General features: G+C 58.9%; 16 protein-coding genes. 15 read left to right on the top strand and 1 reads right to left on the bottom strand.

Annotated elements, in window-relative coordinates; all coding sequences use genetic code 11:
* Positions 1-10 precede the first annotated feature (10 nt).
* The 10 genes from rpsE (at position 11) to rplQ (ending at position 5,637) form a co-directional block, all read left to right on the top strand.
* Positions 11-511 (top strand): 30S ribosomal protein S5, encoded by a 501-nt coding sequence (gene rpsE / locus ACQUTG_RS16670; protein ID WP_023010932.1) that lies wholly within the window; start codon positions 11-13, stop codon positions 509-511.
* A gap of 4 nt (positions 512-515) precedes the next feature.
* A complete protein-coding gene (gene rpmD, locus ACQUTG_RS16665) occupies positions 516-704 on the top strand; it encodes a 50S ribosomal protein L30 (protein ID WP_008940687.1) in 189 nt (62 codons plus the stop codon).
* Position 705: 1 nt separating this feature from the next.
* Entirely contained in the window at positions 706-1,140 is a 435-nt protein-coding gene (gene rplO / locus ACQUTG_RS16660) for a 50S ribosomal protein L15 (RefSeq protein ID WP_428920480.1), read from the top strand.
* Positions 1,141-1,157: 17 nt separating this feature from the next.
* Entirely contained in the window at positions 1,158-2,480 is a 1,323-nt protein-coding gene (gene secY, locus ACQUTG_RS16655) for a preprotein translocase subunit SecY (protein ID WP_428920479.1), read from the top strand.
* Between the two features lie 30 nt (positions 2,481-2,510).
* A complete protein-coding gene (rpmJ, locus tag ACQUTG_RS16650; RefSeq protein WP_004580765.1) occupies positions 2,511-2,624 on the top strand; it encodes a 50S ribosomal protein L36 in 114 nt (37 codons plus the stop codon).
* A 142-nt stretch (positions 2,625-2,766) separates the two neighbouring features.
* Positions 2,767-3,123 (top strand): 30S ribosomal protein S13, encoded by a 357-nt coding sequence (gene rpsM / locus ACQUTG_RS16645; RefSeq protein ID WP_410330506.1) that lies wholly within the window; start codon positions 2,767-2,769, stop codon positions 3,121-3,123.
* A 13-nt stretch (positions 3,124-3,136) separates the two neighbouring features.
* Entirely contained in the window at positions 3,137-3,526 is a 390-nt protein-coding gene (rpsK, locus tag ACQUTG_RS16640; protein WP_091706120.1) for a 30S ribosomal protein S11, read from the top strand.
* Positions 3,527-3,544: 18 nt separating this feature from the next.
* Positions 3,545-4,165 carry a 30S ribosomal protein S4 gene (gene rpsD, locus ACQUTG_RS16635; protein ID WP_092005459.1) on the top strand — a complete coding sequence of 207 codons (621 nt, stop codon included), beginning with the start codon at positions 3,545-3,547 and terminating at the stop codon, positions 4,163-4,165.
* 35 nt (positions 4,166-4,200) lie between these two features.
* On the top strand, positions 4,201-5,205 hold the full coding sequence (locus tag ACQUTG_RS16630) for a DNA-directed RNA polymerase subunit alpha (RefSeq protein ID WP_092005462.1): 1,005 nt from the start codon (positions 4,201-4,203) through the stop codon (positions 5,203-5,205).
* A 33-nt stretch (positions 5,206-5,238) separates the two neighbouring features.
* Positions 5,239-5,637, top strand: a complete 399-nt coding sequence (gene rplQ / locus ACQUTG_RS16625) for a 50S ribosomal protein L17 (protein WP_113864160.1) — start codon at positions 5,239-5,241, stop codon at positions 5,635-5,637.
* Positions 5,638-5,817: 180 nt separating this feature from the next.
* On the opposite strand, the gene uvrA is transcribed toward rplQ, so the two are convergent.
* A complete protein-coding gene (gene uvrA / locus ACQUTG_RS16620) occupies positions 5,818-8,643 on the bottom strand; it encodes an excinuclease ABC subunit UvrA (RefSeq protein ID WP_428920478.1) in 2,826 nt (941 codons plus the stop codon).
* A 185-nt stretch (positions 8,644-8,828) separates the two neighbouring features.
* Here uvrA and ACQUTG_RS16615 point away from each other — a divergent pair, with 185 nt between their 5' ends.
* The 5 genes from ACQUTG_RS16615 to ACQUTG_RS16595 all read left to right on the top strand — a co-directional run bounded on the left by ACQUTG_RS16615 (position 8,829) and on the right by ACQUTG_RS16595 (position 13,237).
* A complete protein-coding gene (locus ACQUTG_RS16615; RefSeq protein WP_428920477.1) occupies positions 8,829-10,196 on the top strand; it encodes an MFS transporter in 1,368 nt (455 codons plus the stop codon).
* A 60-nt stretch (positions 10,197-10,256) separates the two neighbouring features.
* Complete coding sequence (ssb, locus tag ACQUTG_RS16610; protein ID WP_428920476.1) at positions 10,257-10,784, top strand: single-stranded DNA-binding protein; 528 nt, start codon at positions 10,257-10,259, stop codon at positions 10,782-10,784.
* Between the two features lie 223 nt (positions 10,785-11,007).
* Entirely contained in the window at positions 11,008-11,940 is a 933-nt protein-coding gene (locus ACQUTG_RS16605; RefSeq protein WP_428920475.1) for a biogenesis protein MshI, read from the top strand.
* Complete coding sequence (locus ACQUTG_RS16600) at positions 11,937-12,545, top strand: PilN domain-containing protein (protein ID WP_428920474.1); 609 nt, start codon at positions 11,937-11,939, stop codon at positions 12,543-12,545. Before ACQUTG_RS16605 ends, ACQUTG_RS16600 begins: the two co-directional genes overlap by 4 nt.
* Complete coding sequence (locus tag ACQUTG_RS16595; RefSeq protein WP_428920473.1) at positions 12,542-13,237, top strand: type II secretion system protein GspM; 696 nt, start codon at positions 12,542-12,544, stop codon at positions 13,235-13,237. Before ACQUTG_RS16600 ends, ACQUTG_RS16595 begins: the two co-directional genes overlap by 4 nt.

The following is a 13,237-nucleotide window of genomic DNA, read 5'->3' as shown; positions in this document are numbered from 1 at the left end:
GGTGGAGAAGATGAGCGTTAACGAACAGAAGGCGCCTGAGCTCCAGGAGAAGCTGGTTCAGGTCAACCGAGTCGCCAAGGTTGTAAAAGGTGGCCGTATTTTCGCCTTCACCGCACTGACTGTAGTGGGTGATGGTAAAGGTCGCGTTGGCTTCGGCCGTGGTAAGGCCCGGGAAGTTCCGGTTGCCATCCAGAAGGCCATGGAAGCTGCACGAAAGAACATGGTAGATGTGGCGCTGGACGGCACCACTCTGCAGTACCCGGTCCGGGCTCAGCATGGTGGCTCCAAGGTCTACATGCAGCCGGCATCCGAAGGTACCGGTATCATCGCCGGTGGTGCGATGCGTGCGGTTCTGGAAGTCGCGGGTGTGCAGAACGTACTGTCCAAGTGTTACGGGTCTACCAACCCGGTGAACGTGGTACGTTCCACTATCAAGGGTCTCCAGGCCATGAAGGCGCCTGAGGACGTTGCAGCCAAGCGCGGTAAATCCGTGGAAGATATTCTGGGTTGAAGTCATGGCGAACGCGAAAACAATCAAGGTTACACTGACCCGCAGCCCTATCAGCTGTCAGCCCAAGCACAAGTTGTGTGTGAAGGGCCTGGGTCTTCGTAAAATCGGTCAGACCGTAGAGCTGGAAGATACTCCTTCCATCCGCGGCATGATCAACCGGGTAAATTACCTGGTACGGGTTGAGGAGAACTAAGATGCGTCTGAACGAACTTGCTCCAGAACCCGGTTCACGTCCGGACGCCAAGCGCGTTGGTCGTGGTATCGGTAGCGGCCTCGGTAAGACCGGTGGTCGTGGTCACAAGGGTCTGAAGTCCCGCTCCGGTGGTACCGTAGCTCCCGGTTTCGAGGGCGGTCAGCAGCCGCTGGCCCGTCGTCTGCCGAAGTTTGGTTTCACTTCCCGTCAGCAGCGTTATGTTGCCGAGATTCGCCTGACTGAGCTGGCGAAGGTTGAAGGCGATGTGGTTGATCTGGAAGCCCTGAAGAAAGCTGACGTGATCCGTGAAGAGATCCGTGAAGCCAAGGTTATCCTGTCCGGCGAACTGAGCCGTCCGGTAACCGTGAAGGGCCTGCGGGTCACCAAAGGCGCACGCGAGGCAATTGCTGCAGCGGGCGGTAAAGTCGAGGACTAAGGCGAGTCGAGGACTAAATGGCCAAGACAGCATCATTGCCTGCGGGCGCGGGTAAAGGACTGGCGGAGCTGCGTTCGCGGCTCTGGTTTGTCTTCCTGGCATTGCTGGTGTACCGGATCGGTGCCCATATTCCGGTGCCGGGTATCAACCCCGACCGTCTGGCGGCACTGTTTGAGCAGAATCAGGGCACAATCCTGAGTATGTTCAACATGTTTTCCGGTGGTGCGCTTGAGCGCATGAGTATCTTCGCACTCGGCATCATGCCGTACATCTCGGCTTCCATTATCATGCAGCTCATGACTGCGGTCAGTCCGCAGCTTGAGCAGCTGAAGAAGGAAGGCGAGGCTGGTCGTCGCAAGATCAGCCAGTACACACGATACGGTACGGTCATCCTGGCCCTGGTTCAGGGTGCTGGTATATCTGTGGGGCTGGCATCTCAGGGTGTCACCTTTAACGATAGCTTCAGCTTCCACTTCGTAGCGGTGGTTTCGTTCGTCAGTGGTGCGGTGTTCATGATGTGGCTGGGTGAGCAGATCACCGAGCGTGGCGTCGGTAACGGTATTTCGTTGCTGATCTTCGCTGGTATCGTTGCCGGGTTGCCCGGCGCGATTGGCCAGACGCTTGAACAGGCCCGTAACGGCGAAATGAGCCTGCTTGTGGTGCTCGGGATCGGTATCCTGGCTATAGCCGTTATCGGTTTTGTGGTGTTCATGGAGCGTGGTCAGCGTCGTTTGACCATCAACTACGCCAAGCGGCAGCAAGGGCGGCGGGTGTTTGCCCAGCAGTCCAGTCATTTGCCGCTGAAGGTGAACATGGCGGGTGTAATTCCGCCGATTTTCGCCTCTTCCATCCTGCTGTTCCCGGCTTCTATCGGGCAGTGGTTTGGCCAGGGTGAAGGTATGGAGTGGTTGAGCGACGTTTCCCAGGCTCTGGCACCGAGTCAGCCTCTGTACATTATTCTGTTCGCGGCAGCAGTGGTATTCTTCTGCTTCTTCTACACAGCGCTGATGTACAACCCGAAAGAAGTCGCGGATAACCTCAAGCGCTCAGGAGCGTTTATTCCGGGCATCCGTCCGGGCGAGCAGACCGCCAAATATATTGACGGTGTGCTGACACGCCTGACGTTGTTCGGCGCAATGTACATTGCGGCAGTGTCCCTGTTCCCTCAGTTCCTGATGGTGGCAGGGAATGTACCCTTCTATCTGGGCGGTACCTCACTGCTGATTGTAGTAGTCGTGGTGATGGATTTCATGGCGCAGGTACAGTCGCACCTGATGTCCCATCAGTATGAATCGCTGATGAAGAAGTCCAATCTCAAGGGCTATGGACGGAACGGGTAATACCGTTCCCCTTGAAAACTGGAGTCGACAATGAAAGTACGCGCTTCGGTAAAGAAAATTTGCCGTAACTGCAAAGTAATTCGTCGCAATGGCTCAGTTCGAGTCATCTGCACGGAGCCTCGTCACAAGCAGCGCCAGGGCTGATTCCTCCGGGAACATTCCTGACATTGCAAAAGGGGTTCGGAATGATGGCGCTTGACTCGGAAGCGGGTCAGGCGCTATTATTTCGCGCCCTTTTTGTGGCGGAAAATTCACACAGCAAAGCTTTGAACGCGGAGTAATTTGGATGGCACGTATAGCCGGTGTCAATATACCCGATAACAAACATGCTGTTATCTCGCTGACCTACATCTTCGGTGTTGGCAAGACAACAGCCCAGAAGCTTTGCGACGCAACCGGTGTCAAGCCGGACGTAAAGGTCAAGGACCTTAGCGACGAGCAACTTGAATCCCTTCGTTCAGAAGTGGGCAAGTTTGTCGTCGAAGGTGATCTGCGTCGTGAAGTACAGATGAACATCAAGCGTTTGAAGGATCTCGGTTGCTTCCGTGGTCTGCGCCACCGTCATGGCCTTCCGGTCCGTGGCCAGCGCACCAAGACCAACGCCCGCACCCGTAAAGGTCCTCGCAAACCTATTCGCAAGTAACAGGTAGGCAAACATGGCAAAGCCAGGTACACGTACCCGTAAAAAGGTGAAAAAGACGGTTGTTGATGGCGTCGCGCACGTACACGCGTCCTTCAACAACACTATCGTGACCATTTCGGACCGTCAGGGCAACGTCCTGTCCTGGGCCACCTCCGGTGGTTCCGGCTTCCGCGGCTCACGTAAGAGTACACCTTTTGCTGCGCAGGTAGCAGCTGAAAGAGCCGGTAATGCGGCTGCTGAATACGGCCTTAAAAACCTGGACGTAGAGGTTAAGGGTCCTGGGCCCGGACGTGAATCTGCAGTTCGTGCGCTGAATGCGTGCGGCTACAAGATCACCAACATCACTGATGTGACGCCGATTCCCCATAACGGCTGCCGTCCGCCCAAGAAGCGCCGCGTCTAACACAGGAGACAGTGAAATATGGCTCGTTATATAGGCCCGAAGTGCAAGCTGTCTCGTCGTGAAGGGACAGATCTTTTTCTGAAGAGCGGCGTTCGCGCGCTCGATTCCAAGTGCAACATCGAGACTCCGCCGGGTATGCACGGCGCGCGTCGCGGTCGTCTGTCCGAGTACGGCGTACAGCTTCGAGAAAAACAGAAGGTCCGTCGTATCTACGGCGTACTGGAGAAGCAGTTCCGCAACTACTACAAAGAGGCTGCCCGTATCAAAGGTGCAACGGGTGAAAACCTGCTGCAGCTTCTGGAAGGGCGCCTGGATAACGTTGTATACCGCATGGGCTTTGGTTCTACCCGTGCAGAAGCCCGTCAGCTCGTCTCTCACAAGGCGATCCTGGTCAACGACAAGGCGGTTAACATCCCGTCCTATCAGGTCAAGCCGGGTGACGTTGTGAGCGTGCGCGAGAAGGCCAAGAACCAGCTGCGTGTCAAAGGCGCACTGGATCTGGCTGCCAGCCGTGCACCGGTAAGCTGGGTAGAGGTTGACGCCAACAAGATGTCCGGCGTTTACAAGTCAGTACCTGAGCGTACTGAACTGCCGGCCGACATCAACGAGAACCTCATCGTCGAGCTTTACTCCAAGTAAAGCCCAGTAAGCAACGATAGCAGATAGGGGCGTCTATGCAGCGTTCAGTACATGAGTTATTGACACCTCGTACCATTGACGTGAAAGAATCCAGCGCCACGCGTGCCAAGGTGACCCTGGAGCCTCTGGAGAGGGGCTTCGGTCATACCCTGGGTAGCGCACTGCGCCGTATTCTCTTGTCTTCGATGCCGGGCTGCGCCATTACTGAAGCGCAGATCGACGGTGTCCTGCACGAGTACAGCGCCATTGAGGGTGTCCAGGAGGACGTCATCGAGATTCTGCTGAATCTCAAGGGCGTCGCCGTGAAAATGAACGGTCGGGACGAAGCTGAGCTGACCCTCAGCAAGAAAGGCCCGGGCGTTGTCACAGCCGGTGACATCAAGCTGGATCACGATGTCGAGATCGCCAACCCGGACCATGTGATCTGTCACCTGAGTGAAAACGGTGAGTTGAACATGCGTCTGCGTGTTGCCCGCGGTCGTGGCTATGAGCCAGCCGACCAGCGTGGTCTTGACGAGGACGAAACTCGCGCCATCGGACGCCTGCAGCTGGATGCAACCTTCAGCCCGGTTCGTCGCGTGGCCTATGCCGTTGAAAGTGCACGGGTTGAGCAGCGGACTGATCTGGACAAGCTGGTAATTGATCTGGAGACCAATGGCACCATCGATCCGGAAGAAGCAATTCGCCGGGCGGCGACCATCCTCCAGCAGCAACTGGCGGTGTTCGTTGATTTCGATCACGAGAAGGAGCCGGAGCGCGTAGAGGAAGAGGAAGAAATCGATCCGATTCTGCTGCGTCCGGTAGATGATCTGGAATTGACAGTGCGTTCAGCTAACTGCTTGAAGGCTGAGAACATTTACTATATCGGCGATCTGATTCAGCGCACCGAAGTTGAGCTGCTGAAGACGCCTAACCTTGGCAAGAAGTCGCTGACCGAGATCAAGGACGTCCTGGCGTCCCGTGGTTTGTCTCTGGGCATGCGTCTTGATAACTGGCCGCCGGCAAGCCTTCGTGGCGACGACCGGGTTCTGGGCGGTTAATCGCCGATTAGTTTAAGGTAAGGAATCAGAGCAATGCGTCATCGTAAGAGTGGTCGTAAGTTCAGCAGGACCAGTGCGCATCGCAAGGCCATGTTCCGTAACATGACTGCGTCACTGGTTGAACACGAGCTGATCAAAACAACGCTGCCGAAAGCCAAAGAGCTTCGTCGGGTAGCCGAGCCTTTGATCACGCTCTCCAAGAATGATTCGGTTGCAAACCGTCGCCTGGCGTTTTCTCGCCTGCGCAGCGATGCAGCGGTAGCCAAGCTGTTTGACGAGCTGGGCCCGCGCTACAGCGACCGTCCGGGTGGATACCTTCGTATCCTGAAGTGTGGCTTCCGTGCCGGTGACAATGCCCCGATGGCATTCGTCGAGCTGGTGGGTCGCCCGCTGGATATCGAAGCGGAAGAAGTGGACGACGACGAAGAGTAAGATCTTCGGAGTGGTTCAGAAAAAGCCGGGAGTGGAAACGCTTCCGGCTTTTTTGTGCCTGGATGAAAGTGGGGTCAGAAGAAAACTTTCTTCAGACCCCGGGTTAACGCCCTGGCCCCGGAACATCCAGGTATAAAAAAGGGGGCAGATGAACGCTTTCATCTGACCCCCATCTTCACCTCAGCTCTTCGCCAGCATCGGTTTCAGGTAGCGCCCGGTATGCGACACCGGATTCTCGGCGACTTCCTCGGGCGTACCCTCGGCAATGATCTGCCCGCCACCGGAGCCCCCCTCGGGCCCCAGGTCGACAATCCAGTCCGCGGTCTTGATAACGTCCAGGTTATGCTCGATCACCACGATGGTGTTGCCGTGATCCCGCAGGCGCTGCAACACGTTGAGCAGCTGCTGGATGTCATAGAAATGCAGGCCGGTGGTTGGTTCATCCAGGATATACAGGGTCTTGCCCGTGTCGCGCTTGGACAGCTCCTTGGCCAGCTTCACCCGCTGCGCTTCGCCCCCGGATAGAGTAACGGCGCTTTGGCCGAGCCGGATGTAGGACAGGCCAACGTCAATCAGGGTCTGTAGCTTGCGCGCCAGGAACGGAACCGCATCGAAGAACTCGCGGCCTTCCTCCACGGTCATCTCCAGCACCTCGTGGATGTTCTTGCCCTTGTAACGAACCTCCAGGGTTTCCCGGTTGTAGCGCTTGCCTTTGCATACGTCGCAGGGCACATAAATGTCGGGGAGGAAGTGCATCTCCACTTTGATCACGCCATCACCCTGGCAGGCCTCGCAGCGTCCACCCTTGACGTTGAAGGAGAACCGGCCGGGCTTGTAGCCGCGCGAGCGCGCTTCCTGGGTGCCTGCAAACAGCTCACGGATCGGTGTGAACAGCCCGGTATAGGTCGCCGGGTTGGAGCGGGGTGTGCGGCCAATCGGACTCTGGTCAATGTCGATCACCTTGTCCAGCTGGTCCAGGCCCTTGAGCTTCCTGTAGGGCGAGTGGTTGAGGCTCGTGGCCTTGTTCAGCTTGGCAGCTGCCACCGGATACAAAGTACTGTTGATCAGGGTGGATTTGCCGGAGCCGGAGACCCCGGTAATGCAGGTCATCACTCCCAGGGGGAGGTTCAGGGTCACATCCCGCAGATTGTTGCCGGTCGCCCCGGTGAGGGTCAGCTGCTTACCGGAGCCCTGGTTCCGTTTCGTTGGTACGGCAATTTCCTTCTGGCCACTGAGGTACTGACCGGTCAGGGAGTTTTCATTGGCAATGATGTCTTCGGGCCGGCCCTGGGCGACGACGTGGCCTCCGTGGACCCCGGCGCCGGGGCCGATGTCGATGACATAATCAGCAGCCCGGATGGCGTCTTCATCGTGTTCGACCACGATCACCGTGTTACCCAGGTCCCGCAGATGGGTCAGGGTTGCCAGCAGGCGGTCATTATCCCGTTGGTGCAGGCCGATGGATGGCTCGTCCAGGATGTACATGACCCCCACGAGTCCCGCGCCGATCTGGCTGGCCAGGCGGATGCGCTGGGCCTCGCCGCCGGAGAGGGTGTCGGCACTGCGCTCAAGGGTCAGGTATTCCAGCCCTACGTTCACCAGAAACTGCAGCCGTTCCCGCACTTCCTTGAGAATCTTTTCTGCAATCTCACCTTTTCGGCCGGGCAGGGCCAGCTGTTCGAAATAGTTGTGTGCCTCACCCACCGGCAGGTGGGTTACCTCGGGCAGGTTCCGTTCCTCGATGAATACGTGCCGGGCACTGCGACGCAGACGAGATCCGCCACAATCCTTGCAGGGCTGGGTGCTCAGATTCCGGGCGAGCTCTTCGCGCATGCTTTGGGAGTCGGTTTCCCGGTACCGGCGTTCCAGATTGGGCAGTATGCCCTCGAACGGGTGGGCCTTTTGCATGATGTGGCCGCGGGAGTTCACGTAACGGAACGGAATTTCCTCGGTGCCGGAGCCATAGAGCAGGGCCTGCTGAAAAGACTCGGGCAGGTCGACCCAGGGGGTTTCCAGGTCCATGCCGTAGTGCTCGGCTACGCTTGACAGCATCTGGAAATAATACACGGCACGTCGATCCCAGCCCTTGATTGCACCTTCGGCCAGGGTTGCTTCCGGGTGCTGGATGACCTTTTCCGGATCGAAGAACTGCTTCACACCCAGGCCGTCACAGGTCGGGCAGGCGCCGGCGGGATTGTTGAAGGAAAACAACCGGGGTTCCAGTTCACTGAGGGAGTAGCCGCACTGGGTGCAGGCATAGCGTGCAGAAAAGGTGTGCTCCTCACCCTCGCCGGTCATCGGCGCAACCAGAGCGATGCCGTCAGCCAGTTCCAGGGCGGTTTCGAAGCTCTCGGCCAGGCGCTGTTCCAGACCTTCCTTGACCTTGAAACGGTCAACCACCACGTCAATCTGGTGCTTGCGCTTCTTGTCCAGAGCGGGCACGTCGTCGATATCGTAGACGGTGCCGTCGACCCGCAGCCGGATAAAACCCTGGCTGCGCATGTTGTCGATCACGTGGAGGTGCTCGCCTTTGCGGTCGCGGATGACCGGTGCCAGGATCATCAGTTTGCTGCCCTCGGGCATGGCCAGGACCTGGTCCACCATCTGGCTGACGGTCTGGGCTTCCAGTGGCTGGCCGTGATCCGGGCAGCGAGGCTCACCGGCACGCGCAAACAGCAACCGCAGGTAATCGTAGATCTCGGTGATGGTGCCCACCGTTGACCGGGGGTTGTGAGAGGTGGATTTCTGCTCGATGGAAATCGCCGGTGACAGGCCTTCGATGTGGTCCACATCGGGCTTTTCCATCATGGACAGGAATTGCCGGGCATAGGTGGAGAGGGACTCCACGTATCGCCGCTGCCCTTCGGCATAGAGGGTGTCGAAAGCCAGCGACGATTTACCGGAGCCGGACAGGCCTGTGATTACGATCAGCTTGTCCCTTGGCATATCCAGGTCGATGTTCTTCAGGTTGTGGGTGCGTGCACCCTTGATCTGGATATGGTCCATACCACCTCTCAATCTGGGAAAAGCGAGAATTATACCGCGTTACCGGAAGGCCGGTGAAACCGGTATTGACCGAGACGGTTCCGGGAGTCCCTCGGTCCGGTCCGTTCTGATACAATGCGCCGCCTGCGGGGGGTATGTGGCCTCCCGGTTATCTGCTTTCAACCCCGGCTGAGGTGAACACCGCGATGAACGCGCTGGAAAAACGCTCCGTAGCAGCCCTGGCATCGGTCTATGCCATGCGAATGCTGGGGCTGTTCATGGTCATGCCGGTGTTCATGCTGCTCGGTGACGACCTCCGGGGCGCCACGCCCGCGTTACTCGGTTTTGCCATCGGCGCCTACGGCCTGAGTCAGGCCCTGCTGCAGATCCCTTTCGGGCTTCTGTCCGACCGGGTCGGCCGGAAGAAGATGATCTACCTGGGGCTGATCCTGTTTGCCGCCGGCAGTTTGCTCGCCGCAGCAACCGAATCCATATACGTTGTAATTGCCGGTCGGATTCTTCAGGGCGCCGGCGCTATCGCCAGTGTGCTGATGGCGTTGCTCAGCGACCTGACCCGGGAAGAAGAGCGCACCAAAGCGATGGCCACCGTGGGCATTTCCATCGGGTTGTCGTTTTCGGTGTCCCTGGTGCTGGGGCCTTTGCTGGGCTCCGTCTGGGGGCTCCAGGGCATTTTCTACGCGACTGCGGTTCTGGCTGTGATCGCCCTGGCGATTGTGAACCGGGTGGTGCCGACGCCGCACCAGCACAAGATCAGTGCTGATACCCATCCGGCTAAAGACATGCTCGGCCGCGTGCTCAAGGACGGTCGTCTGGTACGGCTGGACTTCGGTATCTTTGCGCTGCATCTGGTACTGACCGCGCTGTTCCTGGTGTTCCCGTCGGTACTTGAGGAACGCCTGGGCCTGGCGGCCAGTTCACACTGGTGGTTTTACCTGACGGTCATGGTTACCTCTTTCTTTGCCATGGTGCCGTTTATCATCATCGGCGAGAAGAAGCGCAAGATGAAGCCGGTACTCTGTGGTGCCATCGCCCTGCTGACGCTGGCGACTGCCGGTCTGGCCGGGGTGGGGGGGAGTCTGGTCAGGGCCTGGGCTGTGTTGTTCTTCTTCTTTATGGCGTTCAACCTGCTGGAAGCCAGCTTGCCGTCCCTGATCAGCAAAGAGGCGCCGGCGGCGAGCAAGGGGACGGCTATGGGAGTGTATTCCACCTCCCAGTTCCTGGGGGCGTTTCTCGGAGGTGCACTGGGCGGCGTCCTGCTGGAAGTGGCCGGACTGGAAGGCGTGGTGTGGTTGATGGTGGCAGTTCTGGCGGGCTGGTTGCTGGTGGCATTGACCATGCCGGCGCCGGGTTACACCACCAGTTTCGTGGTACAGTTACGGCAGGCAGTCAGCCAGACCTACGATGATATCGATGAGCGCCTGCGCCGCCTGCCCGGCGTTCAGGACGTGGTTATCGTTGAAGATGCCGCAACCGCCTACCTCAAGGTAGACCGGCAGAAATTTGATGAAGGGTTACTTGCGGACCTGGCATTTGTCCGGCAGGGTAACGGTTAATGAAATCCGGAAGGTCGCAGGGAGTGCGGCTTCCCTTGAAAACACAGTCAGGAGTTAACGATGGCACGAGGCGTAAACAAGGTCATTCTTATTGGCAATCTGGGCCAGGACCCGGATACACGCTACACCCCGAACGGCAATGCGGTGGTGAACCTGAATCTGGCAACAGATGAGAGCTACAAGGATCGTCAGACCGGCCAGCTGGTGCCAAAAACCGAGTGGCACCGCATCGTGCTGTTCGGCAAGGTGGCTGAAGTGGCCGGGCAGTACCTGCGTAAAGGCTCCAAGGTCTACATCGAGGGCAAACTGCAGACCCGCAAATGGCAGGGGCAGGATGGTCAGGACCGTTACACTACCGAAGTGGTGGTGGACATCAACGGCCAGATGCAGATGCTGGACAGCCGTGGCGGTGAAGGCGGTATGAATCAGGGGGCTCCGGCAGGCCGTCCGCAGCAGTCAAACTACAACGCGCCGGCTGGTCAGCAGAATGCACCGGCCCAGGGCCAGCAATCAGGCGGTTACAGTCAGCCGGCCCAGGGCAGCATGCCTGAGCCGGTTGACGATTTTGACGACGATATTCCGTTCTGATTTCTGGACAGATTCAGCCGTTGTGAATAAAAGCCCCGGATTGCAAGTGCGCCCGGGGTTTTTTGTTACGCTGGTGCAAAAGAACGTGAAATAGTTCAAAAAAACATGGAACTGCGCTCACTTTTTAACCTATCATTCCGGGTCAATTAGAGTTTCGTCTGTTATTCAGGCACATAATGATAATACGGGCCTTGCGAGTGGCCCCGGCTTCCAGCCCAGGTTCATGACTGACAACACCTTTTTCAACAAGATCACCGGATTCTTGAGGCCTGGCGGGTCACCCCTGCGCGTAGCCCTGGAGGTGCGTCCGGATGGTATTGCCTGGGCGGTGGCGCCTGCCTCACCGGCACAGCGGGTCGGGTTTGTTGAATGCCCGCCGGCCCGGAGGGCCGAGGTGCTCGGTTCCCTGGTGGATGAGCAGGGCTGGAGCGGCGCGCTGACAGACCTGGTTCTGCCCATGGAGCAATACCAGGTATTCCAGATGGAACGTCCGGCGGGTGTTGATGACGCCGAGCTTGCCGATGCCCTCAAGTGGAAGCTCCGGGATCTCCTGGAGTTCAGCCCCTCTGATGCCATTTCTGACATATTTCCCTTTCCGCACGATGCCGCCCGTGGCCGAGGCGAGTTGGTGAATGTGGTGGCGGCCCGCAAATCCCTGCTCAAGGAACTGGTTGCACTGGTACAACAATCTGGCCTCAAGCCGGGTCGCATTGATATTGCGGAGCTGGCCCTGCGTAACCTGGCAGCGAGGCTGGATCCGGACAGCAAAGGTGCCGCCCTGGTTCACCTTCGGCAGAACTACGGTCAGATGATCATCTGCCGGGGTCAGACCCTCTACCTTTCCCGGCGCCTCGACGTGTCTGCCTCCGGCCTGCGCGATGCGGCCCGGCAGGAAAGCGTGGTGCAGGCGCTGGCTCTCGAAATGCAGCGTTCCCTGGATTACTACGAAAGCCAGATGGGCCAGGTGCCGCCGGCGCATATCCGGCTGGTGGCGAAGGACCGTGATCTGCCTCTGGCATCGATGCTGGCTTCCTATCTGGCCGTAGGCGTCAGCAACCTGGACTGGACTGCCCTCGGGCTTGAGAGTGCCATCGACAGTCGCTGCCTGCCGGCCTGGAGTGCCGGTTTGCCGTTGGCCGGGGAGGCGGGTAAATGATTCAGCAGGTCAACCTCTACACCAGTGAGTTGCGCCCACGGCAACAGCGGTTGTCCGCGGCCCGGGCTCTGGGTATTGCCGTTATGCTAATGCTGGTTATTGCCGGCTACGGAGCCTGGCTCAGTTACGAGCAGCGCCAGTTGGCGCAAGAGATCACCGGCCTGGAGCAGCAGAATGCCCGGTTGGACGAGGCGGTGGCCAATCTGTCCGAGGCGGTCGAGCGTCGCCAGCCGGATCCGGAGCTGGAGGCGGCATTGCAGCGCATCAGTGAGACTCTGGCCCGGCGCCAACGCCTGCTTGAGCGTGTGGAAGGGCTGGTAGTCAGCCCGGGCAAAGGTTTTTCCCCGCAGATGGCGGCTCTGGCGAGGCAGATTCCGGAGAACGTCTGGCTCACCGGCATAGTCCTGGAGGCTCAGCCTCAGCGGATTCAGATCGAGGGCCGGACCCGTGCCTCGGCGCAGGTACCACTGTACCTGGAACAGCTGGGGCAGGCGCCGGCGTTTACAGGCAGGACCTTCGGCGTGTTCCGGCTTGATCGCCCGGACGAGGGTAGTTGGGTGGAATTCTTTGTGGCCAGTGAACCAGGTGTCGGGGAGGAGTCATGAGCGACGCCCGACAGAGTGGCCTGGCAAGGCTCGGAGACTGGTTCAATGATCGCCCCGCGAGGGAGCGAGTGTTGTTGCTTGTCACCGCGCTGGTGATCGTACTCTTTGCCGGATGGGAGCTTGCGCTGGCCCCTGTCAGCCAGGAGATCCGTAATCTGGAGAACCGTCAGGTACTGGCGGAAACCCGTCAGACTGATCTGCTCACCCGGCAACAGGAGCTGGAACAGATACTGGCCCAGGATCCTTCTGCGGAGCTGCGTCAACGACTGGAGCAGCGGCAGCGTCGTCTGGACCAGCTCGATCAGCAGGTTGCCGAGACCGCAGGCCAGCTGATCGCGCCACGGGCGATGGTGACGCTGTTGCGGGAAATGTTGGCGGCCGAGGGCAACCTGACCCTGCAGGCTCTGGAATTGAAAACACCGGAGCCGGTGTACGCGGAGTCCGGAGCAACCGGCTCCGGAACTGCCGAGGCTGGTGGTGAGCAGCCAGAACCGCTGCTGTTCGCCCACTCCGTGGAGCTGCGCGTTCAGGGCGGTTACCTGGACGTGCTCGCCTATCTCGAACGCCTTGAAGCAATGGATGATCGCCTGGGCTGGGTGCGGGTGAGTTATGACGCCACCTCATGGCCAGCCGGCGAAGCCGTGATCGAGGTGCGAACGCTGAGCCTGGAAAAGGCGTGGTTGGGGGTATGA

The organism is Marinobacter sp. DUT-1 (genome assembly GCF_050379415.1).
Classification (GTDB): Bacteria; Pseudomonadota; Gammaproteobacteria; order Pseudomonadales; family Oleiphilaceae; genus Marinobacter.
This window is presented reverse-complemented; position numbering and strand designations above follow the sequence as displayed.